The organism is Streptococcus rifensis (assembly GCF_053203525.1).
Genome location: NZ_JBRUCW010000007.1, coordinates 1 through 24206, shown reverse-complemented (window position 1 = coordinate 24206; position 24206 = coordinate 1). Strand labels below are relative to the sequence as shown.

The 24206-nt window shown below is 43.5% G+C and carries 18 protein-coding genes, 1 tRNA gene and 1 pseudogene; 13 read left to right on the top strand and 7 right to left on the bottom strand.

Going from position 1 to position 24206, the window contains the following annotated elements; translation table 11 throughout:
* Positions 1-54 precede the first annotated feature (54 nt).
* Together ACVRYP_RS05405 and ACVRYP_RS05400 are read right to left on the bottom strand one after the other, a co-directional pair.
* A complete protein-coding gene (locus ACVRYP_RS05405) occupies positions 55-564 on the bottom strand; it encodes a phosphatidylglycerophosphatase A family protein (protein ID WP_307121255.1) in 510 nt (169 codons plus the stop codon).
* A gap of 17 nt (positions 565-581) precedes the next feature.
* Entirely contained in the window at positions 582-1553 is a 972-nt protein-coding gene (locus ACVRYP_RS05400) for an NAD(P)/FAD-dependent oxidoreductase (protein ID WP_447467729.1), read from the bottom strand.
* 150 nt (positions 1554-1703) lie between these two features.
* On the opposite strand from ACVRYP_RS05400, the gene pbp2a reads away from it, so the two are divergent.
* The 4 genes from pbp2a (at position 1704) to nusG (ending at position 4994) form a co-directional block, all read left to right on the top strand.
* Entirely contained in the window at positions 1704-3974 is a 2271-nt protein-coding gene (gene pbp2a / locus ACVRYP_RS05395; RefSeq protein ID WP_447467728.1) for a penicillin-binding protein PBP2A, read from the top strand.
* A 56-nt stretch (positions 3975-4030) separates the two neighbouring features.
* The gene (rpmG, locus tag ACVRYP_RS05390; RefSeq protein WP_307121252.1) at positions 4031-4183 is read left to right on the top strand and encodes a 50S ribosomal protein L33; all 153 of its coding nucleotides are present in this window, start codon (positions 4031-4033) and stop codon (positions 4181-4183) included.
* Between the two features lie 14 nt (positions 4184-4197).
* Positions 4198-4374, top strand: a complete 177-nt coding sequence (secE, locus tag ACVRYP_RS05385; RefSeq protein WP_447467727.1) for a preprotein translocase subunit SecE — start codon at positions 4198-4200, stop codon at positions 4372-4374.
* An 83-nt stretch (positions 4375-4457) separates the two neighbouring features.
* Entirely contained in the window at positions 4458-4994 is a 537-nt protein-coding gene (gene nusG, locus ACVRYP_RS05380) for a transcription termination/antitermination protein NusG (protein WP_447467726.1), read from the top strand.
* Between the two features lie 99 nt (positions 4995-5093).
* On the opposite strand, the pseudogene ACVRYP_RS05375 reads toward nusG, so the two are convergent.
* From ACVRYP_RS05375 to ACVRYP_RS05365, 3 genes and pseudogenes are all read right to left on the bottom strand, one after another.
* Positions 5094-5258, bottom strand: a pseudogene (locus tag ACVRYP_RS05375) (LD-carboxypeptidase); the annotation flags it as partial.
* Positions 5249-5440 (bottom strand): helix-turn-helix domain-containing protein, encoded by a 192-nt coding sequence (locus ACVRYP_RS05370; RefSeq protein WP_307121199.1) that lies wholly within the window; start codon positions 5438-5440, stop codon positions 5249-5251. The pseudogene ACVRYP_RS05375 and the gene ACVRYP_RS05370, both read right to left, overlap by 10 nt.
* 512 nt (positions 5441-5952) lie before the next feature.
* A tRNA-Cys gene (locus tag ACVRYP_RS05365) sits at positions 5953-6023 on the bottom strand.
* Between the two features lie 364 nt (positions 6024-6387).
* On the opposite strand from ACVRYP_RS05365, the gene rpsB reads away from it, so the two are divergent.
* From rpsB to ACVRYP_RS05345, 4 genes are all read left to right on the top strand, one after another.
* The gene (gene rpsB, locus ACVRYP_RS05360; RefSeq protein WP_307121198.1) at positions 6388-7170 is read left to right on the top strand and encodes a 30S ribosomal protein S2; all 783 of its coding nucleotides are present in this window, start codon (positions 6388-6390) and stop codon (positions 7168-7170) included.
* A 74-nt stretch (positions 7171-7244) separates the two neighbouring features.
* Positions 7245-8285, top strand: coding sequence for a translation elongation factor Ts (gene tsf / locus ACVRYP_RS05355; protein WP_447467725.1), 1041 nt, complete (start codon positions 7245-7247; stop codon positions 8283-8285).
* Between the two features lie 190 nt (positions 8286-8475).
* On the top strand, positions 8476-9915 hold the full coding sequence (locus ACVRYP_RS05350) for an FAD/NAD(P)-binding protein (protein WP_447467724.1): 1440 nt from the start codon (positions 8476-8478) through the stop codon (positions 9913-9915).
* A 269-nt stretch (positions 9916-10184) separates the two neighbouring features.
* Positions 10185-11279: a glycerol dehydrogenase gene (locus ACVRYP_RS05345; protein ID WP_447467723.1), complete on the top strand. Its 1095-nt coding sequence runs from the start codon at positions 10185-10187 to the stop codon at positions 11277-11279.
* 92 nt (positions 11280-11371) lie between these two features.
* On the opposite strand, the gene ACVRYP_RS05340 is transcribed toward ACVRYP_RS05345, so the two are convergent.
* Complete coding sequence (locus ACVRYP_RS05340; protein ID WP_447467722.1) at positions 11372-11839, bottom strand: COG2426 family protein; 468 nt, start codon at positions 11837-11839, stop codon at positions 11372-11374.
* A 183-nt stretch (positions 11840-12022) separates the two neighbouring features.
* On the opposite strand from ACVRYP_RS05340, the gene ACVRYP_RS05335 reads away from it, so the two are divergent.
* Together ACVRYP_RS05335 and ACVRYP_RS05330 are read left to right on the top strand one after the other, a co-directional pair.
* Positions 12023-12478 (top strand): CtsR family transcriptional regulator, encoded by a 456-nt coding sequence (locus ACVRYP_RS05335; protein WP_447467721.1) that lies wholly within the window; start codon positions 12023-12025, stop codon positions 12476-12478.
* Between the two features lie 9 nt (positions 12479-12487).
* Positions 12488-14917, top strand: a complete 2430-nt coding sequence (locus tag ACVRYP_RS05330) for an ATP-dependent Clp protease ATP-binding subunit (RefSeq protein WP_447467720.1) — start codon at positions 12488-12490, stop codon at positions 14915-14917.
* Positions 14918-14954: 37 nt separating this feature from the next.
* Here the strand turns inward: ACVRYP_RS05330 and tyrS are convergent, their stop codons facing one another.
* Complete coding sequence (gene tyrS / locus ACVRYP_RS05325) at positions 14955-16211, bottom strand: tyrosine--tRNA ligase (protein ID WP_447467719.1); 1257 nt, start codon at positions 16209-16211, stop codon at positions 14955-14957.
* Positions 16212-16375: 164 nt separating this feature from the next.
* Between tyrS and pbp1b the strand changes: the two genes are divergently transcribed.
* The 3 genes from pbp1b to ACVRYP_RS05310 all read left to right on the top strand — a co-directional run.
* Positions 16376-18844: a penicillin-binding protein PBP1B gene (gene pbp1b, locus ACVRYP_RS05320; protein WP_447467718.1), complete on the top strand. Its 2469-nt coding sequence runs from the start codon at positions 16376-16378 to the stop codon at positions 18842-18844.
* Between the two features lie 339 nt (positions 18845-19183).
* Positions 19184-22753, top strand: a complete 3570-nt coding sequence (gene rpoB / locus ACVRYP_RS05315; RefSeq protein WP_447467717.1) for a DNA-directed RNA polymerase subunit beta — start codon at positions 19184-19186, stop codon at positions 22751-22753.
* A gap of 181 nt (positions 22754-22934) precedes the next feature.
* The coding region (locus ACVRYP_RS05310) for a DNA-directed RNA polymerase subunit beta' (protein ID WP_522732414.1) at positions 22935-24206 on the top strand (1272 nt) is incomplete at its 3' end.

The following is a 24206-nucleotide window of genomic DNA, read 5'->3' as shown; positions in this document are numbered from 1 at the left end:
AGATAAAAGCCAGACCAAACAAAAGTGATTGATGGGTCTGGCTTTGAAAAGCGGTTAGTTTTTATTGGTGATGGCACTTTTGCTTGGGTCTGAGTGAGCTAATCGGCTGGCTGCAGCTGCTGCAATCGCCCCAACAATATCATCTAAGAAGGTATGGCATTTGCCGCCTTCTTTGGTGTCTAGTTTCTGAATAATGCCAGGCTTGACCTTGTCAATATAGCCATAGTTGGTAAACCCAATAGAACCGTAGACATTGACGATGGAGAGGGCCATGATTTCATCGATACCGTAAAGCCCTTCGTCGCTCATCAAAATGTCGCTAAGGGGTTGTGACAGTTTGCCCTCTTCAGCCAACTTGTCAATTTCGATACCAGTGATAATCGTATTGTGAACTTCTCTTTTTTCTAAGACAGATGTGATGTGCTCCAAACACACTTCCTTACTGAGGTCAGGAATGTATTTGTTTTGGAGATACATGACCAACTCGGCCAAATCATCCATGGTCACGCCGCGTTCTGCTAAAAGCTCGAGAGCGCGGTCTTTGAGTTCATGTCTTGTTTTCATAAAAAATCCTTTCTCCTTTAAAGGCTAGTTGAATGTTTAGGCTGTACTTTTTCAGCCGGATTGATATAGTTAATAGCGTTATTGACTGCTGTTGGAGCTTCTCCAAAACCAGTGGCAATCAGATCGATTTTTCCATCGTAGTAGCAACAGTCGCCAGCAGCGTAAATACCTGGGACAGAGGTTGCTTGCTTAGAATCAACTATGATTTTGTGGCGATTGAGTTCCAGTCCCCACTTTTTCAGATTACCGACAGAAGATTTAAACCCGTAATTGACAAAGAGATGATCGACAGGCAAGACGTCCATTTCGTCTGATTTGACCTTAGTGATTTCAAGGGCTTCCACTTTGCCATCTTTTGTGATGAGGCCACTTGGAACATAAGGCGTCTTGATGGTTACGCTAGAGTTTTTCAAGTCTTCGACACTATGTTCAAGGGCCCGGAAATTATCTCTGCGATGAATAATGGTCGTTTTGGCACCAGCTTTTTCAAAGGCTAGAGACCAATCAACGGCTGAGTCACCACCTCCTAAGACGGCGATATTTTGCCCTTTGTATTGGTTGATATTAGCCACATGGTAATGGATGTTCTCAAAATCATCTGCGCCTTCTAACTCCAGAGCACGGGGTTTGAAGGCCCCCCCACCCATGGCAATGAGCACGGCTTTCGTCTGGTGTTCTGCTTGGTTAGTCCTAAGGGTAAAGATAGTATCGTTTTTTTCAATATCCAGAACAGTCTCATTGAGGCAAATGGTCGTATCAAAGAGCGCTAATTGTTTGAGGAGACTGTCGGTCAGGCCCTCACCAGTGATGTTCGGAAAGCCAGCGACATCTAAAATCGTTTTTTCAGGGTAGAGAATAGCCGGCTGGCCACCGAGCTGAGGCAGAGAATCAATGAGTTTGACTTTGGCGTGACGCAAATGAGCATAGAAGGTGGCAAATAGTCCAACGGGACCGCCTCCAATAATGGTGATATCATAAATGTCTGACATGGTTGTTCCTTTTCTAATAATGACAATCTCTTTTTATTCTATCATAAAAAGCTTGATAAGACAGGTCTAGAAGCTGGCGGAACGGCCCAATTGAGACGAATAGGTCGCGATGTAGTATAATAGAAGCAGTTTTCAAGAAAGGAGACAGTGATGAAACCTAAACAATTTTTTGAAGACTTTATGAAGAAATATTTCTTATCAGACGAGATAGACGAGACTGAAACCGCTCAACCAATAGATCAAGACCAATTGACTGAAGAGGCGCTACTCAATCAGGATGTGAATAACATCAAAACTACTGACCATCAGCGTCGAAGACGGCATTCTGGTCAAGCCTCAGGCTCTAAAAAAGGACAATCGGCTTTCCGACGTTTCTGGAGAAGGTATCACCTCACCAAGATTCTCTTAATTGTGATTGCAACTGCTGGGGTGGCTGTTGGCGCTTGGCTCTTCTTTTTAGCCAAAACAGCTAATGTTGAAGATTTGCAGGCGGCTCTGCAAGCAGAAACCATTATTTACGATAAGGACGCTGTCGAAGCAGGCAGTCTTTCTGGTCAGAAAGGAACCTATGTCCAGCTGGATGTGATTTCAGATTATATGGAACAGGCAGTTGTCGCAACAGAGGACCGTACTTTTTATGAAAATTCAGGGATTAACTATGGGCGCTTTGCCCTAGCGATAGTGACCTTGGGGCGCTCTGGAGGTGGCTCGACCATTACCCAGCAGTTGGCTAAAAATGCTTATTTGACCCAAGAACAAACCGTAACCCGGAAGGCGAAGGAGTTCTTCTTGGCCTTAGAATTAACCAAGACTTACGAAAAAGAAGAAATCTTAGCCATGTACCTCAATAATGCTTATTTTGGCAACGGGGTCTGGGGGGTAGAGGATGCTAGTCAAAAGTACTTTGGGATTTCGGCCAGTCAACTGAGTCTCTCACAAGCTGCGACCTTGGCTGGCATGTTAAAGGGTCCTGAGATTTATAATCCCTATTATTCGCTTGAAAATGCAACCAATCGTCGCAATACGGTCATCCAAGTGATGGTGGACGCAGGCTACATCGATCAGGCTACGGCAGATGAATCTTCTGCCGTGGATATGGCAGGGCAACTTTCTGATACCTATATGGGCCGTAGCAGTAAGTATGCCTATCCATCTTACTTTGATGCCGTCATAGAAGAAGCGATTAGTAAATACGGCTTGTCTGAAAACGAGGTTGTTAACAATGGGCTCCGTATTTATACTGAGCTGGACCAAAATTATCAGGCCAATGTCCAAGCAGTCTATAACGAAGACAGTCTCTTTCCGGTTGCCTATAGCGATGGGGAGATGGCTCAGTCTGCTTCAGTTGCCTTGGATCCTTCAACGGGTGGTGTTCGTGCCCTTGTTGGTCGTGTTAACTCCAGTGAGAATTATAGCTACCGTAGTTTTAATTATGCCACTCAATCGGAACGAAGCCCAGGATCAACCATCAAACCTTTAGTTGCCTATACGCCAGCTATTGCTGCAGGTTGGGAAACAGACCGTGAGTTGGACAACACGACGACCACCTATGGCACCTATACCTTGGACAATTATATGGGGTCTCGAACAGAAACGGGCACAGTTCCCATGTATCAAGCCCTGGCCCAGTCTCTTAACCTACCAGCTGTCGCGACTGTTAATGAATTAGGCATTGAGACAGCTTTTAGCTATGGGAAGAAATTCGGCCTCAACATGACTAAGGTTCCCCAAGAATTAGGAGTTGCCCTAGGAGGGGGTGTCGTCACTAATCCACTCCAAATGGCACAAGCCTATTCAGCCTTTGCCAATGGTGGGGTCATGCCGGATGCTCATTTGATCACACGCATCGAAACTGCTAGTGGTAAGGTACTAAAAAACCACCAGTCAAAGAAAACAAGGGTTATGGACAGCATTGTTGCCAATAAAATGACCAGTATGATGCTGGGAACGTTTTCGAATGGGACAGGAGTCTATGCAGCGCCATATGGTTATGAAATGGCGGGAAAAACAGGGACGACAGAAACCAGTTTTGATCCTAATGTGGCTAGTGATCAATGGGTGATTGGCTACACGCCAGATGTTGTTATCAGTCACTGGTTAGGCTTTTCCAAAACCGATGAAACGCACTATCTGGAAGGGACATCATCCAACCAAGCGTCAGCGATTTTCCAAACAGTCGCTAACAGTATACTACCTTATACGGCAGGAACAGCCTTTACACAGGAAAATACCTATGCTGAAAATGGTATTGCGCCAGTTAATGAAACAGGCCAGACCTCAAATCCTGCTGGTGAGATATTAGATACGGTTAGAGAGCAGGCAGGACAGATTTTAGACCAAGCACAAAAAGCGATAGAGGAAGCTAATATCCCTGAAAAGGCGCAAAATTTATGGGAAACCGTGAAGAGTCTGTTCCAATAACTTGTCAAGTGTCAGATAAAATGCTAAAATAATGGGGATATGTATGGAGGCTTTAAATGGCACTTAAAAAAGGGAGCTTAGCCTGTACAGTTTGTGGGTCACGCAATTATTCCATTAAACTGAGCAGTAATCAAAAACCAACACGACTAGAAGTCAACAAGTTTTGCAAACATTGTGGAGGCTACACCTCCCACAAGGAAACGCGGTAACAAAAGGAGTTAATATGAAATTTATTAGCGATACGATTCAAATTTTGGCAGATACAACCTGGCCAGACAGTAAACAACGTTGGGCAGATTTTCTTTCTGTCATGGAATACACAGCTTTCTTTGTAGCTGTGATTTACCTCTTTGACCTCGCAGTTTCTCGTGGTCTCATGAGTTTGATTAACTTTTTCTAAAAAGTTGTCAAGCCCAAGCATTTAAGGTATAATAAGAGTAATTAAGAGAGCCGGCAGGCTCTTTTTTGAAAGGAAAATAAAGAATGGATAGTTTTGATAAAGGCTGGTTTGTCCTGCAAACCTACTCAGGCTATGAAAACAAGGTCAAAGAAAACCTTCTACAGCGGGCACAGACATATGATATGTTAGAAAACATCTTGCGCGTGGAAATCCCGACCCAAACCGTACAAGTTGAGAAAAAAGGGGAGATGAAAGAGATTGAAGAAAACCGTTTCCCAGGTTATGTACTGGTTGAGATGGTCATGACCGATGAAGCTTGGTTTGTGGTCCGTAATACGCCAAACGTTACCGGATTTGTCGGTTCTCATGGTAACCGCTCTAAACCAACCCCACTCTTGGAAGAGGAAATTCGGGCCATCCTTGCCTCTATGGGGCAAAGTGTGCAAGAATTCTCCATTGATGTGCGTGTTGGGGACACTGTTCGCATTATCGATGGCGCCTTTTCTGGCTATGAAGGCAAGGTTTCTGAGATCGACAACAACAAGGTCAAGATGATTATCTCTATGTTTGGCAATGATACTGTGGCTGAAGTTAATATGAGCCAAATAGCTGAATTATAACCAACCGTTGATACGACTAAAGAAAAGGCAAGCTGGGAGAGACTCTGCTTGCCTTTTCTTTGTTCAAAGAGAACTAGTAGAAATTCATAAAGGTCTGCTTCATTGTTCCTTAACAAGGATCTTACCGTCACTGGTGTCAAGTGTTGCCTGAGCCCCTATGGTAATGGTAAAGAGCGGTTGGGTATGGGCAAAATCCAGATCATAGAGGACTGGAATGGTTTGAAGGATGGGATGTTTGTCCAATATAATAGACATTAGCGATTTAAACTGTTATAGTACTGAGTTATTTTGATGACTTTATCAAAAGACATGCCACCAATATCAGTCCGACCTTTGACATAGTTTGCTAAAGTTTGCTCCGATATACCTGTGGCCTGTGCTATTTGATAGCGTGAATGACTCTTGATGAAATTCATCATCTCTTCCTTGGATAACACTTTTATCATAGATGATACTCCTTATTTGAAAACCAACCAGAGTATCAATGCAATAAGCAGTGACCACACCAAGAAGGCTTTCCAGTCAAATTTATGTTTACTTACTTTGTATTTTACTTTCATAGCATTTTTTGATAATATTTAAGTACACCCCCGAAGGGGTGGATAGTGATTGCTCACTATCCAATCGTGATGTGCCATTCAATGGTTAGGATGATAAGATTTAGTTTGACGACCGACTTATCTGTTCTAACCTTGAGTGGCTTTTTTAAGTACCTAAACATTTTTACTCCTTTCTGTTACTTTCCTTGTCTAAGGTAACCTCCCTTTACCTTATGTCTATATTATACTATTATTTATAATAGTAGTCAAGTAGTTTAATAAACTTTTTTTAATTTTTTTGACCACCATTTGCCCACCAACTTCTCCATAATTAGCCTGATTTAACCTGACGAAAAACAAAGAAAAGCCCTAAAACAGGGCTTTTCAGCATGTAAAAGCAAGAAAGATATTCTTCTTTAAGGCGGTAGACGGATTTGAACCGACGATCAAGCTTTTGCAGAGCCGTGCCTTACCACTTGGCTATACCGCCATGCGCTTTATAACAGATAATATTCTACCCTAAAAATGAACTTCCGTCAAGGTCTTAATCGGAAATTGCGAAACTTCTTCGGATTGTGAGTAAGGCGTGATTGTATTCGAGGATAGAAATCTTTTCAAGCAAGCTGTCAATGGGGGTGACATGGTGTGGTGGACATCACTAAAACATTGAAGATTTGATTTTAAATAGAGACTTTGCTTGCAAAAAGAGAATTTTTTTGTTATCATGATAAAGTTGTGACAAAGTTGTGACAACAACAAATACTCATCTAAGATGAATCGTGGAACTGTTGCCCTTGTGGTGGTTTTGCGAGTTGAAATCTTAGAGAGGAAAAAACAAAAAAGGAGAAATACTCATGGCAGTAATTTCAATGAAACAACTCCTCGAAGCGGGTGTGCACTTCGGTCACCAAACGCGTCGTTGGAACCCTAAGATGGCGAAGTACATCTTTACAGAACGTAACGGCATCCACGTTATCGACTTGCAACAAACTGTAAAATTGGCTGATCAAGCTTACGACTTTGTTCGTGATGCAGCAGCTAACGATGCGGTTGTCTTGTTTGTTGGAACTAAGAAACAAGCTTCTGAAGCCATCAAAGAAGAAGCTGAACGTGCTGGTCAATACTACATCAACCACCGTTGGTTGGGTGGCACATTGACTAACTGGGACACTATTCAAAAACGTATCCGTCGCTTTAAAGAAATCAAAGAGATGGAAGCAAACGGTACTTTTGAAGTCTTGCCTAAGAAAGAAGTTGCCCTTCTTAACAAACAAATGGCTCGTCTTGAAAAATTCTTGGGTGGTATCGAAGACATGCCTCGTATCCCAGATGTTATGTACGTTGTTGACCCACATAAAGAACAAATCGCTGTTAAAGAAGCTAAAAAATTGGGTATTCCAGTTGTAGCTATGGTTGATACAAACACTGATCCAGATGACATTGATGTGATTATTCCATCAAACGACGATGCGATTCGTGCGGTTAAACTCATCACTGCTAAAATGGCTGATGCGATCATTGAAGGTCACCAAGGTGAAGACAGCGTCGAAGCCGTTGAAGCAGAATTAGCTTCAGAGCCAGCATCTACTGAATCAATCGAAGAATTGGTTGAAGTTGTAGAAGGCGATAACGCTTAATAATTGTAAATCTAAAACCTAAGGGGGCGGGGCGGAGCCCTGTTCCCTTATTTCGTTTAAAAAGGAGACTATAAATGGCAGAAATTACAGCTAAGCTTGTAAAAGAATTGCGTGAAAAATCTGGTGCTGGTGTCATGGACGCTAAAAAAGCATTGGTTGAAACAGATGGTGATATCGATAAAGCGGTAGAATTGCTCCGTGAAAAAGGAATGGCAAAAGCTGCTAAGAAAGCTGACCGTGTTGCAGCTGAAGGCTTGACTGGTGTCTTTGTAGAAGGCAATGTTGCTGCAGTTGTTGAAGTGAACTCTGAAACAGACTTTGTTGCGAAAAACGATCAATTCGTAGCGCTTGTTAAAGAAGCAGCTGAAGTCATTGCTAAAGGTAAACCAGCTAACAACGAAGAAGCTCTTGCCTTGACAACAGCTTCAGGTGAAACTTTAGAAGCAGCTTTTGTATCAGCAACAGCAACTATCGGTGAGAAAATTTCATTCCGCCGTTTTGCCTTGGTTGAAAAGACTGATGAGCAAGTGTTTGGTGCTTACCAACATAACGGTGGTCGTATCGGGGTTATCTCAGTGATCGAGGGTGGCGATGAAGCCCTTGCTAAGCAAGTTTCAATGCATATCGCTGCTATGAAACCAACTGTTCTTTCATACACTGAATTGGATGAGCAATTTGTCAAAGACGAATTGGCACAACTCAACCACAAGATCGAGCAAGACAATGAAAGCCGTGCCATGGTTGACAAGCCAGCCTTGCCACTTTTGAAATATGGTTCAAAAGCTCAGTTGACTGATGATGTATTGGCACAAGCTGAAGCTGATATCAAAGCTGAATTGGCTGCTGAAGGCAAACCAGAAAAAATCTGGGATAAAATTGTACCAGGTAAGATGGACCGCTTCATGCTGGATAACACGCAAGTAGACCAAGCGTACACACTTCTTTCACAAGTCTACATCATGGATGACAGCAAAACTGTTGAAGCCTATTTTGATTCAGTAGGCGCTAAAGTCGTTAGCTTTGCCCGTTTTGAAGTTGGTGATGGTATCGAAAAAGCTGCCAATGATTTTGAAAATGAAGTTGCAGCAACAATGGCTGCAGCACTTGGTAAATAAGAATGACAGTGAGAGGACGATTGCTCCTTTCAGTTATCAAAAATGAAATCACAGATAAGACCCAATTCCTCTAGTAATGGTTGAGGAGTTGGGCCTTTTTGTGTTAATGAAGAAAAGACGGTCATCTAATCCAATGTTTTACAGACAGGATTTCTATCTTATGATATCATAAGATTAGGAGAATATAGAAATGACAAAATCAATCGCAATTGTAGGTATGGGGGTCAGTGGCCTCGCTGTTTTACTGGGCCTATCTCAATTAACAGAAACTCAACTGGCACAGTTGACTATTGTCTGTTTTGATGATCGAAATCATTTTGGACGTGGGATTCCCTTCCAAGAGGATGTCGATGAAGCTCTAATCAACTCGCCTATTGATACTATTTCCTTTGATTATCGAGATATGGGAGATTTTAAAGCTTGGTTGATCGCGAAAGGATATGCGGTGGATCGGCCTTATGTGAGTCGAGCACTTTATGGTCAGTATATGCAGGAGCGTGGTCAAGAATTGATAGACCAGTTGCCCACAACAGTTGTTAAAAAGCGCGTAGACCACTTGACCTATCTTCCAGAGACACAACAATGGCAAGTGCACATCGATGGGGAACTCTATGGGGAAGTCTTTGATGAGTTGCATTTGGCCTGTGGGGATTTACCCACCATTGATCCTTACCGACTAGAGGACAACTCTAATTACATTAGAGACCCTTATCCTATTAGAGAGCTAAACGACATTATTTGGAAGGATAGTTCGGTCTCTTTGATTGGGACAGGTTTGGCAGCGGTCGATGTGCTCAAATGGCTATTAAACCAACCTGTAGCCCGTGTTTTTGCTTTTTCAAGATCCGGTTATTTTCCGACCGTTCGTATCCTTGATGGGGAACCGTTCGAATGGGTGGCGATGACAGATGACAAATTTGAAAGCTTGAAATTAGAAGATTATTTTTCCATAGAAGAATTTGAAGAACTATTAGAAAAAGAGCTGCAGGCGCTTGGGTTTCAGAATTGGGAAAATGCCTGTGAAACCTATTTAGCATCAGGGATAGAGGGTCTTTGTTTAGCTGAAACTTACCCTGAGGAACTTTATCGACTACAAGCGCTTGCTTCTCGTGTGGCAGATTGGTTCAGCGACCTTTGGCCTCGGATGACGCAGTCAGACCGTCAACAGTACAAGGAGATTTACGAAAAAGCTATCATCAATCTTCGAAACCCTATGCCAGAAGAATCAGCCGATGTCCTGATAGGAGCTGATAAGTCAGGACGCTTAGTTGTTTTGAATCAGGTGACCGATGTTGTAGCAAACGATGAGGAGTTTGATATTATCCAAAAAGAAGGAGATGATTGTAAGGTTTCGTATGTGATTAATGCAACGGGCTATAACCTCACAAAAGCAAATCAGAAGAAGGCTACACCTCTTTTGCAACGATTGTTAGACCAGCACCTCGTACAAATCGATGACGAGGGAGGTCTCAGTGTCCTAGCTGAAACTGCTCAAATCATCTCCCCACGTTACGGCACCCTGCCGAATCTGTTTGCCCACGGTGAATTGATCAATGGTGTTATTTACCAAAATAATTCCACAATTAAAATTCAACAAATGGCAGAAAGAGCAGTTGCGGTTAGTCGATAACTTTTACTAGGCTAGCTATAGTAGTCGTTTTTAAAGTCATTAAGCAGTGAAAATGAACGAGCAAGCTTGTTTCAAAAAGTTTAGATTATAGTTGATATACTAGGAGTAAAGTTACAGAGAGACATTGTTAATTTTTGCACAATTTTTTGGAAAAAGTTATACTGAACATGCGAGGTCGTTTTCTAAAAAGAAGGGAGGTTAGATGTATCGGAGTGACGACTATAAGTTAGGAGAAATTGCTTTTCTCTAGAATGGAATGAGGTAAACTAATGAAAGTTTTTGCGAGTCCTTCCCGCTATGTTCAAGGGAAAAATGTTTTGTTTTCAAGTGCTGATCAAATTAATGCACTAGGCAAACGTCCTTTAGTTCTTTGTGACGATGTCGTGTTTGATATTGTTGGTGAGCGGTTTATTGACTATTTAAGCTCAGAATCTTTTGAGGTAACACGGGTAGCTTTTAATGGAGAAGCGTCTGATAATGAGATTAATCGCGTCGTTGACTTAGGCAAGGAAAGTCAGGTCGATGTCATTATTGGACTTGGTGGTGGTAAAACCATAGACAGTGCTAAGGCGATTGCTGATTTATTAATGATTCCTGTCATTATTGCCCCAACTATCGCGTCGACCGATGCCCCAACCTCAGCTTTATCTGTTATTTATACCGACCAAGGGGCCTTTGAAAAATATATCTTCTACTCTAAAAACCCAGAATTAGTCTTAGTAGATACCCAGGTCATCTGTCAAGCACCACCGCGTTTACTAGCTTCAGGGATTGCCGATGGTCTTGCGACTTGGGTAGAAGCTAGAGCTGTTGTCCAAAATAATGGAACAACCATGGCTGGTGGGCACCAAACCATTGCAGGAGTTGCGATTGCCCAAGCTTGTGAAAAGACCCTGTTTGCCGATGGCCTCCAAGCTATGGCCAGTTGTGAAGCCAAAGTAGTGACGAAAGCTTTAGAAAATATTGTGGAGGCCAATACCTTGCTGAGTGGTCTTGGCTTTGAAAGTGCTGGGCTTGCAGCTGCTCACGCTATCCACAATGGTTTTACAGCATTAGAAGGCGATATTCATCATTTGACCCATGGTGAAAAAGTGGCCTATGGCACCTTGACCCAACTGTTCTTGGAAAATCGTCCAAAAGAAGAGATAAACAAACATATTCGCTTCTACCAAGCCTTGAACTTACCAACACGGTTATCAGAATTGCACTTAGCTGATGCGGATTATGATACCCTGCTTAAAGTTGGAAAACAAGCAACGATTGAAGGAGAGACCATTCATCAAATGCCATTTGCCATTACAGCAGATGATGTGGCTTCGGCTCTTTTAGCAGTAGATCAGTATGTTGCTGCCTTAGACGATTAATTCAGGGGCAAAACATCCACTAGCTATTTAGGCTGATCAATTATCAAAAAAGTATTCTACCTCACTAGTCGTCTAGTGAGGTAGAATACTTTTTAATGGCTAAAAACATTGAGACCAAAGACCGTCAAGAGCCCCATGATCACACCTGCTAAAATTACCCCTAGCATAATGACCACAACACTTTTTTTGAAGTCCCATCCTAAAATACTGGCTGCTAAAGTTCCAGTCCAAGCCCCTGTACCTGGGATAGGAATACCGACAAATAGAAGAAGGGCTAGGAAAATCCCGTTCTTACCAGCTTTTTCTTCCAAGACTTTTCCTCCTTTTTGGCCTTTACGAAGACACCAGCTGAAGAAAGGGCCAATTACAGGTTTATCAGCACCCCAGACCAATACTTTGTGGGCAAAAAAGAAAATAATCGGCACTGGCAACATATTCCCAAGGACACCCAGGGAAAGGGCTTGCCAAAAGGGAATCCCATTAGCAATACCGTAAGGCACTGCACCACGAAGTTCAATCAATGGCACCATTGAAATCAATAATAAAATAAGATAATGCATAAAACCATCCTTAATGATAATAGTCTTATTGTATAGGCTTCTGTCAGAAAGGTCAACTAAAAGCTATTGAACTTGAAATAATCAAATATCCCATGGGAGAGCTTTTCTTCTCTGTACCTCTTTAGTTCCTAATTGATCATTTTTTTGATATAATAGTCAAAGATAGTCAGAGGAGGTGGTCTGATGGAGCCCAAAAATACATCTGATAGCATTGAAGCTTATATTAAAAAGCGTTTAGCCCAAGCTGGTTTTGTAGAGCTAAAGCGTAGCGAAGTGGCGGCGTCTTTTGAAGTTGTTCCAAGTCAGATTAACTATGTGATTAAGACGAGGTTTACTGAGAGCCGTGGGTATGTGGTTGAAAGCAAACGCGGTGGCGGTGGCTATATCCGCATCGATAAAATTGATTTTTCAGATCATCACCACCGATTAGAAGGGTTGAGACTTAGTCTTGGAAATCAAGTCAGTCAGACCGTTTTTACAGATATTATTCAAATGTTGTTTGAACAAAAGTTGATGACAGAAAGAGAGGGAAATCTCATTTTAGCCATGAGTACTAATGAGGTTTTAGGAGCAGAAGCTGATAAGATTCGAGCAAATTCGTTGCGACGGATTATTCAGCAATTAGATAGAAAAGAGTAACTGAAACGTATGAAATTATCACACGGTATGAGAACAGCTTGGGAAGATGGACAGATTCTTGCTCAACGCTATGGTTGCCAATCAGTTGAGTCGTGGCATGTTCTTTTGAGTTTTATTGGCAATGGCGAGTCGATAGCTGGCTCAGCTTTACAGGATTTTGACTTTGATTTCAATGACTATGATCGGGCCATTTATGCAGTGACCGAAAAGGAAATGCGTGAAGAGGTTGGAGACTTTACTGTTTTGCCCCATTCCAAGCGGTTGCGTAATCTTACTGAGTTTGCTAAGGCCATTGCCCAAACCCTTAAAGCCAAAGAACTGGGAACAGAGCACCTGTTGCTAGCTATTATTTTAGATGGTGCATCTCTGGCTTGTCGTGTCCTCGAGGAAGTTGGTTTTACGACTGAGCAAGGAGAGCATGATGTGACCATGGTCGACTTGCGAAAAAACCTAGAGCATAAAGCCGGAATGACTAAAGCAGATATTAAAGCCATTCGAGCGATGATTAAGGGCAATTCAGGAGCCTCTAAGGGCAATATGGCTAATATGATGGGGATGCCTAGTGCACCAAGTGGAGGATTAGAAGATTATACCCGCGATTTGACCGAAGCTGCTCGTCAAGGAGAGATAGAGCCAGTTATTGGACGCGATGCTGAAATTTCACGCATGGTCCAGATTCTCAGTCGAAAAACAAAGAATAATCCTGTTTTAGTCGGAGATGCGGGTGTCGGTAAAACAGCACTAGCGCTAGGTCTTGCCCAACGCATTGCAGCAGGTGAGGTTCCTGAGAAATTGGCCAAGATGCGTGTCTTGGAACTGGAATTAATGTCGGTTATTGCGGGGACCCGTTTTCGCGGTGATTTTGAGGAACGGATGAACAATATCATTGATGATATTGAGGCAGATGGCCAAGTGATTCTCTTTGTCGATGAACTCCATACTATTATGGGGAGCGGAAGCGGGATTGATAGTACGATGGATGCAGCTAACATCCTAAAGCCTGCCCTATCTCGTGGGACCCTTCATATGGTCGGGGCAACAACCCAAGATGAGTACCAAAAACACATTGAAAAAGACTCCGCTTTATCTCGTCGCTTTGCCAAAGTTGTTGTAGAATCACCATCAGAAACAGAGGCGATTACGATTTTGCAAGGTCTAAAAGAAACGTATGAGCAACACCACCGTGTCTCTATTTCGGACAAAGCGGTGGAAACGGCGGTGACCTATGCTAAGCGCTATTTAACAGGGAAAAACCTTCCTGATTCCGCTATTGACCTTTTAGATGAGGCTGCCGCTACTGCCCAAAATAAGGCCGGCCATGCAGGCATTCAACCGGAACTAAATGAACTGGACCGTGCTTTGATGGCAGGAGAGCTGAAAAGAGTTGAAAGGTTGCTTGATAGAGAAGAGTGGAATTCAAAAATTAGCGTCACCGAAGACGATATCTTGACGACCCTTAGCCGCTTGTCTGGTATTCCAGTCACTAAATTAACCAAGACGGAAGCCAAGAAATACCTTAATTTAGAGGCCGAATTACACAAGCGCGTGATTGCACAAGATGCCGCTGTTTCGGCTGTCAGCCGTGCCATCAGGCGTAATCAATCGGGAATTCGTCAAACCAAGCGTCCGATAGGATCCTTTATGTTCCTAGGTCCTACTGGGGTTGGGAAAACTGAGCTTGCCAAAGCCTTAGCAGAAGTGCTTTTTGATGATGAGTCAGCCTTGCTACGTTTTGACATGTCTGAGTACATGGAAAAATTTGCAGCAAGTCGCCTCAATGGAGCGCCTCCTGGTTATGTCGGTTATGAAGAAGGTGGGGAGTTGACGGAAAAAGTTCGCAACAAACCTTACTCTGTACTCCTTTTTGATGAGGTTGAGAAGGCTCATCCAGATATCTTTAATGTCCTCCTTCAGGTTCTGGATGATGGACAGTTAACTGACAGCCGTGGACGCAAGGTTGATTTTTCTAACACCTTAATCATCATGACCTCTAACCTTGGAGCGACAGCTCTTCGGGACGATAAGACAGTTGGATTTGGAAGCAAGGATCTACGGTTTGACCATGCTAATATGGAAAAACGAATTTTTGAAGAGTTGAAACGGCACTACAGACCAGAATTTCTTAACCGCGTCGATGAAAAAATTGTCTTTCATAGCCTTGACCAAGTTCATATGCAAGAAGTGGTTAAAATTATGGTACAACCGCTCATTGATAGTTTAGCCGAGAAGGATATCAAGGTGAAAATACAGCCTTCTGCTCTTAAGCGCTTAGCAGAACTCGGTTATGATCCAGAGATGGGGGCGAGACCACTGCGCCGGGCAATTCAAACAGCATTGGAAGACCCGTTGGCAGAGAAACTCTTGTCTGGAGAATTAAGTTCTGGCCATCTTCTTAAAATTGGCGTCAAGCAACAAGAAATCAAGTTTGACATTGACTAAAGCAAAAAGCACTGGTGGGCCAGTGCTTTTAAGCTTCTTAAAACGTTAAAACAAAGTATTTTTTCTTTCCACGGCGGATGACAGTGAGCTCGTTGTCAATCTTATCCTTGTCTGACAAGGTGTAGTCAAGGTCTTGAACACGGTCGCCGTTGATGTAGATGGCTCCATTTTGGACATCTTCTCGGGCCTGGCGTTTAGAGGTAACAACACCAGCTGCAACCAAGAGTTCGACGATAGTTAAGTCATCCTTTGCTTGAACAGCGTAGTTCGGAACGTTGCTGAGTCCAGCTTTGAGTTCTTCAGCTGAAAGGCCCTTGATATTGCCTGCAAAGAGTTGTTCGGTAATCTTCAGCGCTTGGTTGTAAGCGTCTTCTCCGTGAACGAGGCTTACAACTTCTTTGGCTAAGATTTTTTGAGCTAGGCGTTCATGCGGTGCTGCTTCAAATTGGACACGAATGTCTTCGATTTCTTCTAAGGTCAAGAACGTAAAGATTTTTAGGAAGCGAACCGCATCTTCGTCCATGACATTGAGCCAGAATTGGTACATTTCATAAGGACTGGTCTTAGAAGCGTCCAACCAAACAGCGTTACCTTCTGATTTTCCGAATTTTTTACCACTTGAGTCGGTAATGAGAGGTACGGTGATGACATGGCCTGTTTTGTCAGCCTTGCGGCGAAGCAACTCAGTACCTGCAGTCATGTTGCCCCATTGGTCAGAACCCCCGATTTGCAGGGTGACGTTGTGGGCGCGATTGAGTTCGTAGAAATCATACCCTTGCATGATTTGGTAGGCAAACTCGGTGTAGGAAATTCCAGTTTCGATCCGTTTTTTGACAGATTCCTTGCTCATCATGTAGTTGACAGTGAAATATTTCCCGACATCACGCAAGAAATCGATAAAACTGATAGAGGCAAACCAGTCGTAGTTATTGGTCATGACAGCCTTGTTCTCACCATTCTCAAAATCAAGAAAACGAGAGAGTTGACCTTGGATTTTTTCCACCCAACCATCAACCGTTTCTTTGGTCTGAAGGCTACGCTCAGCATCCTTAAAAGACGGGTCCCCAATAAGCCCAGTAGCTCCACCGACTAGCGGAAAAGGCTTGTGTCCTGCTAATTGCAGGTGACGGCAGACCAAGATGGGCACTAGGTGACCTAGGTGCAGGCTATCAGCAGTTGGGTCATAGCCTGAATAATAAGCGACGCTCCCTTCTGTCAAGGCTTTTTCAAGGGCTTCTTCGTCTGTTGTTTGAAAAACAAGGCCGCGCGCTTTGAGTTCTTCAAAGATGTTCATAGGCTATTCTCCTTTTTAGATTTTGCTATCTGTTTTTGAAAACAGAACTACTGATTAGACTGATAGTCTCGATTTCAGTAATGTTTCCATTATATCACAAATTTATCTTGAGATGGCGAAGAATTAAAAAAATATGTTATAATGGGCTGGATAAGGAGTTTTTAATGGCAAAATTTGATTTTGAGAAATTGAAAAACATACAAAACAACGAAAAAGTAAATACAGTTAAAACGAAAGTAGTTGCTTTCTGGGAAAAATCTGGACTCATTAAAATAGTCCCCTATCTTGACAGGATTCTTAGTGGAGTTAAAATGGGTTTTAATACGCTGTTTATCCTTGCAGTGCTTGGGAGCGCTCTTATCGCTGGGGTTGGACTGGGGTATCTGGGTAGCCTTTTTGAAGAAGTTGAAGCCATGGATCAGGCGACTTTGGTCAGCCGAGTTAGTGAAGTGACCGGTATTTCTAAGTTGACTTATGCAGACGACACTCTTATTTCTGAGGTCAAGTCTGATCTTTTAAGAACTGAGGTTTCTAGCGAAGAGATTTCACCCTATATTAAACAAGCCGTCACTTCAATTGAAGATGAAAACTTTGAAACTCATGACGGTGTTGTTCCCAAAGCTATTTTTCGTGCAGCCTTGGGCTCCCTTGGATTAGGATCATCAAGCGGTGGATCAACGTTAACGCAGCAGCTGATTAAGCAACAAGTTGTCGGAAATGAATTAACTTACTCTCGTAAGGCATCTGAAATTGTTTATGCCATGGAATTGGAAAGACTGCTGAGTAAGGATGAGATTTTAACCCTCTATCTCAATGTTTCTTCCTTTGGCCGGAACAACCATGGACAAAATATTGCTGGTGTTGAAGAAGCAGCTCAAGGAATCTTTGGTGTTTCTGCGACTGAACTCTCTATTCCACAGGCTGCTTTTATAGCGGGATTACCACAGAGCCCTATTGTCTACTCTCCTTATGCTTCTGATGGGACTCTCAAAACGGCTGACGCTATGGTTTATGGCATTGAGCGTTCTAAGGATGTGCTCTATAGTATGTATCGGACAGGTGTTCTTTCTGAAGAGGAGTATGAGATTTACAAAGCCTATGATATCTCTCAAGACTTTCTCCCAGGAGAACCAATCATGAGTGATACGGGTGACTACCTTTATTATGCGGTCGTTGAAGAAGCTGAGGCCATTATCTATGACTTGTTAATTAAGCGTGATCAGGTTTCGGAAGAAGACCTGCAAAAGGCAGAAACCGTTCAAACTTACAAGGAAATGGCCAACCAAGAACTTAGCTTGGGAGGTTATACGGTTAAAACAACTATTAACCCAGTTGTCTACCAAGCCATGCAAGAGGCCGCGGTTGCCCATTCCGGAGTCCTGCAAGATGGCACTTCTACAGTTGAAGTAGGCAATGTGTTGCTGGATAATAAAACAGGCGCAATCATCGCTTTTGTGGGCGGCTACAACTATGCTAGCAACCAAGTCAACCATGCGCTTAACACCTATCGCTCTCCAGGTTCCAATATTAAACCGATTTTACCTTATGCCATCGCTATTGACCAAGGGTTGATGGGGTCAGCTTCTATGGTTTCCAATTACCCAGCGACCTATGCTAGTGGGCAAAAAATTATGCATGGTGTTAGCTCTGGTACCCATATGGAGACGCTCCAAACAGCATTGAACCAGTCGCAAAACATTCCAGCTTATTGGACCTATAGCCTCCTTAGAAATACTGGTGTGGACGTCCAGTCCTATATGGAGAAGATGAATATTTCGATTGCTGAATATGGGATTGAAAGTTTACCATTAGGATCTGGTGTTGAGGTAACTGTTGCCCAAATGGCCAATGCTTACCAGACTTTGGCAAATGATGGGGTCTACCAAAAGCACTATATGGTCGAAAGCATTACAGATGAGAACGGGGAAGCCATTCACCAGCATCAAGCAGAACCGGTTCAAGTCTTTTCAAAAGCGACTGCAACCATTATGCAAAATCTTTTGAGAGGACCGATTACGTCTGGGGCTACGACTTATTTCCTCAATAATTTGCGAGGCATAAATGGCACCTTGGCTGGGGCAGATTGGATTGGTAAAACAGGATCTACAGATTACTACAAGGATGTATGGCTTAGTCTCGCGACACCAGCTGTTACCCTGAGTGGTTGGGCAGGACATGACGACAATACAGCCATGCCTGACGATACGGGATATAACAGAAACGCCCAGTACATGGCTCGTTTAGTGGCTGCAATTTACGCAGCAGATCCCAATATTTTTGGGAATATTGGTGAACGCTTTGAACTAGACTCAAGCGTGATTGCCTCACAGGTTCTATCCTCTACTGGTCAAAGACCTGGTCAGGTTACCATTAATGGTAGAGCTATTAATGTTGGAGGCGCGACAACAACGAGTTATTGGGCTATTAACGGGGCGCCGGTGACGGGATACCGATTCGGAGTTGGTGGTACTGATGCTGACTACGCCAAGGCTTGGGGAAGTATTGCTGGGGACAATTCCTCCGACGAGGAAGACGAGGAAGAAGATAGTGACAAGGAAACAGAAGAATCATCTGAATCAAGTGAGAGTTCTTCTGATTCATCCGAAGAGACCAATGAAGAGGTCGAAGAATAAGTTATTTTTGATTTCTTGGTTAGGAATAATTCCTATTCAAAATGCTTGCAAAATAAGCAGAATCACGGTATAATAGTTAAAAGATTTGTCGTGGTTTTGTTTGAAATATTGTCCAAATAAGACTAACAGCAGTTAAATCCAACTTATACAGGAAGATTTAGCTGCTCTTTTTGCGCCTAATTTTAGGAATTTTTGAGTTTGTTACATAAATTTAAAGATTCTAATAATTAGGGGGCCAAAGACGGCATTTGTTTATCAAACAGTTAGTTAATTCAATAGAAAACAACTGTTGCGATCGACTGGCTAACCCAGTCCTATCACAGAAAAGGAGCTAACAACTTGGCAGGACATGAAGTTCAGTACGGTAAGCACCGTACCCGTCGTAGCTTTTCAAGAATTAAAGAAGTTCTTGATTTACCAAACTTGATTGAAATCCAGACCGATTCTTACAAAGAATTTCTGGATCGGGAATTGAAGGAAGTTTTTGAAGATGTACTTCCTGTTTCTAACTTTACAGACACCATGGAATTGGAGTTTGTGGGTTATGAAATGCGGGAACCCAAATATACCTTAGAAGAAGCTCGTCTTCATGATGCGTCTTATTCTGCTCCAATCTTTGTTACCTTCCGCTTGATTAACAAAGAAACTGGTGAGATTAAAACGCAGGAAGTCTTTTTTGGAGATTTCCCACTGATGACTGAAATGGGAACCTTCATCATCAATGGTGGTGAGCGGATTATCGTTTCTCAGCTCGTCCGTTCACCAGGTGTTTATTTCAACGATAAGGTGGACAAAAACGGTAAAGTTGGCTATGGTACAACCGTTATCCCTAACCGTGGTGCATGGTTGGAGCTTGAAAGCGACTCTAAAGATATCGGTTATGCCCGTATCGACCGTACCCGTAAAATTCCATTTACGACCCTTGTGCGTGCCCTCGGATTTTCTGGAGACGATGAAATCTTTGACATCTTTGGCGATAGCGAAATTGTTCGCAATACCATTGAAAAAGATTTGCATAAAAACCTATCTGACTCACGGACAGATGAAGCTCTCAAAGAAATTTATGAGCGCCTTCGTCCAGGTGAACCCAAAACAGCTGATTCGTCCCGTACTCTTTTGACCGCGCGATTCTTTGATTCACGCCGTTACGATTTGGCAGCGGTGGGTCGCTATAAGATAAATAAAAAACTAAATATTAAAACCCGTCTCTTGAACCAAACGATTGCCGAGCCTTTGGTGGATCCTGAAACAGGGGAAATCTTGGTTGAGTCAGGAACAGTTATGACCCGTCAGGTCATTGACTCTATCGCTGAGCAACTGGATGGTGATTTGAATAAGATTACCTATATTCCAAATGACTCCGCTGTATTGACAGAACCTGTAGAATTACAGCGCTTTAAGGTTGTTGCGCCAACAGATCCTGATCGTGTGATTCATGTGATTGGTAATGCTAACCCAGATGAACGGTTACGTACGATTACCCCTGCTGACATTTTGGCGTCTATGAACTACTTCCTTAATTTGGCAGAAGGTCTCGGCCGTGTGGATGATATTGATCACTTAGGAAACCGCCGTATCCGTGCTGTTGGGGAACTGTTGGGGAACCAAGTACGCATCGGTTTGACGCGTATGGAACGTAACTTGCGCGAGCGCATGTCGTCGCAAGATAATGAAGTCTTAACGCCTCAAAGCATCATCAATATCCGTCCAGTGACAGCAGCTGTTAAAGAATTCTTTGGCTCTTCTCAGTTGTCTCAGTTCATGGACCAGCACAACCCACTGTCTGAGTTGTCGCACAAACGTCGTTTATCAGCCTTAGGGCCTGGTGGTTTGACGCGTGATCGTGCGGGATATGAAGTTCGAGACGTTCACTACACCCACTATGGTCGGATGTGTCCCATCGAGACGCCAGAAGGACCAAACATCGGTTTGATTAATAACTTGTCCTCTTACGGGCACCTCAACAAATACGGCTTTATTCAAACGCCATACCGTAAGATTGATCCAGAAACACGTCAGGTAACGGACGAAATCGTTTGGCTGACTGCTGATGAAGAAGATGAGTTTATCGTCGCTCAGGCTAACTCGCCCCTCAACGAAGACCGTACCTTTGCTAGCGATATCGTTATGGGACGTCACCAAGGGAACAACCAAGAATTTCCAGCTGACCAAGCGGACTTCATGGATGTATCACCTAAGCAGGTCGTTGCCGTTGCGACAGCTTGTATTCCATTCCTAGAAAATGACGACTCCAACCGTGCCCTTATGGGAGCTAACATGCAGCGTCAGGCTGTGCCGTTGATCGATCCAAAGGCTCCTTATGTGGGAACTGGTATGGAATACCAAGCTGCCCATGATTCAGGTGCTGCTGTCATTGCTCAACATAATGGAACCGTTAGTTATGCTGACGCTGATAAGGTAGAAGTCCGCCGTGAAGATGGCTCTCTTGATATTTATAGTATTACAAAATTCCGCCGTTCTAATTCAGGTACAGCCTACAACCAACGGACTCTTGTCAAAGTTGGTGATAAGGTTGAAAAAGGGGACTTTATTGCTGATGGACCTTCTATGGAACGTGGAGAAATGGCCCTTGGTCAAAACCCTATCGTTGCCTACATGACTTGGGAAGGGTATAACTTTGAGGACGCGGTCATCATGAGTGAACGCCTTGTGAAAGAAGATGTTTACACTTCTGTTCACTTGGAAGAATACGAATCAGAAACACGTGATACTAAGTTAGGCCCTGAAGAAATTACGCGTGAAATCCCTAACGTTGGTGAAGATGCTCTTAAAGACTTAGATGAAATGGGTATTATCCGTATTGGTGCTGAAGTAAAAGAAGGGGATATCCTTGTTGGTAAGGTAACGCCTAAGGGTGAAAAAGACCTTTCTGCTGAAGAACGTCTTCTTCACGCTATCTTTGGCGATAAATCCCGCGAAGTGCGTGACACTTCTCTTCGTGTCCCTCACGGTGCCGATGGTGTCGTTCGCGATGTGAAAATCTTTACGCGAGCTAATGGCGATGAATTGCAATCTGGTGTCAACATGCTTGTCCGTGTTTACATCGCTCAGAAACGTAAGATCAAAGTCGGGGATAAAATGGCCGGTCGTCACGGAAACAAGGGTGTCGTATCCCGTATTGTTCCTGTCGAAGACATGCCATATCTTCCAGATGGGACCCCGGTTGATATCATGCTCAACCCACTCGGGGTACCATCTCGTATGAACATCGGTCAGGTTATGGAACTCCACCTTGGTATGGCAGCCCGCAACTTAGGCATTCATATTGCGACACCTGTCTTTGACGGAGCTTCCTCAGAGGATCTCTGGGAGACAGTTAAAGAAGCTGGTATGGATTCAGATGCTAAGACCGTTCTCTATGATGGTCGTACAGGTGAGCCATTTGATAACCGTGTGTCTGTTGGGGTCATGTACATGATCAAACTTCACCACATGGTTGATGATAAACTTCATGCCCGCTCAACAGGTCCTTACTCACTCGTTACCCAACAACCACTCGGCGGTAAAGCTCAGTTTGGTGGACAACGTTTCGGTGAGATGGAGGTTTGGGCCCTTGAAGCCTATGGTGCTTCAAATGTCCTTCAAGAAATCCTGACTTACAAATCAGATGACGTAACAGGACGTTTGAAGGCCTATGAAGCCATTACCAAAGGAAACCCAATTCCAAAACCAGGTGTGCCAGAATCCTTCCGTGTCCTTGTAAAAGAATTGCAATCGCTCGGTCTTGACATGCGTGTCCTTGATGAAGATGACAATGAAGTAGAACTTCGTGATCTCGATGAAGGAGAAGATGACGATATCATTCACGTGGATGATTTAGAAAGAGCGCGTCAACGTGCTGCGGCTGAAGCTGCCGCCGCCTTTGAAGCAGAGGATGCTGATAATTAAAACTGTCTTAAGCTTGTTAGGACTCTACCGGATCATTTGGATTTTAGTAGAGTCACTAATGCGCTACCGTAAGACAATATGACTATGAAGGAAAAGGATTAAGATAGAGAGCGCTATGACCGTAGAGGTAATCTGTTTTTCTACACCTCCTTCAAAGATAAGATAAAGAAAGGTATAACTAGTGGTTGACGTAAATCGATTTAAAAGTATGCAAATCACCCTAGCTTCACCAAACAAGGTCCGCTCATGGTCCTATGGTGAGGTTAAAAAACCTGAAACTATCAACTACCGTACACTTAAACCAGAACGTGAAGGGCTTTTTGATGAAGTTATCTTTGGTCCAACGAAAGACTGGGAGTGTGCTTGTGGAAAATACAAACGAATCCGTTATAAAGGGATTGTTTGTGACCGCTGTGGTGTTGAAGTAACCCGTGCTAAAGTACGTCGTGAGCGTATGGGGCACATTGAATTGAAGGCTCCAATTTCTCACATCTGGTACTTTAAGGGCATTCCGTCTCGTATGGGCTTGACCCTTGATATGACACCTCGAGCTCTGGAAGAAGTCATCTACTTTGCAGCTTATGTGGTTATTGATCCTAAAGATACGCCGCTTGAACACAAATCTATCATGACTGAGCGTGAATACCGTGAACGCTTGCGTGAATACGGTGTAGGTTCATTTGTGGCAAAAATGGGTGCGGAAGCGATTCAAGATCTCCTTCGCCAAGTGGATCTTCCTGCTGAGATTGCGACCCTCAAAGAAGAGTTGAAGACAGCAACTGGACAAAAACGCATTAAGGCTGTTCGTCGTTTGGACGTTTTAGACGCTTTCCACAAATCAGGCAATAAGCCTGAGTGGATGATTCTCAATATTTTGCCAGTTATTCCGCCGGATTTACGCCCAATGGTTCAATTGGATGGTGGCCGATTTGCGGCCTCTGACCTCAATGACCTCTACCGTCGTGTTATTAACCGGAACAACCGTTTGGCACGTCTTTTGGAGCTTAATGCACCAGGTATTATCGTGCAAAATGAAAAACGGATGCTTCAAGAAGCGGTTGATGCCTTAATTGATAATGGCCGTCGTGGGCGTCCGATCACAGGTCCAGGTAGTCGCCCATTGAAATCGTTGAGCCACATGCTTAAAGGGAAACAAGGCCGTTTCCGTCAAAACTTGCTAGGAAAACGGGTGGACTTCTCAGGCCGTTCGGTTATTGCGGTAGGTCCTACCCTCAAAATGTACCAGTGTGGTGTCCCTCGTGAAATGGCGATTGAACTCTTCAAGCCGTTTGTGATGCGTGAAATTGTTGCCCGCGAATACGCGCAAAACGTCAAAGCAGCTAAACGTATGGTTGAACGTGGCGATGAGCGCATCTGGGATATCTTGGAAGAAGTGATCAAGGAACACCCAGTGCTTCTTAACCGCGCACCGACCCTTCACCGTTTAGGGATC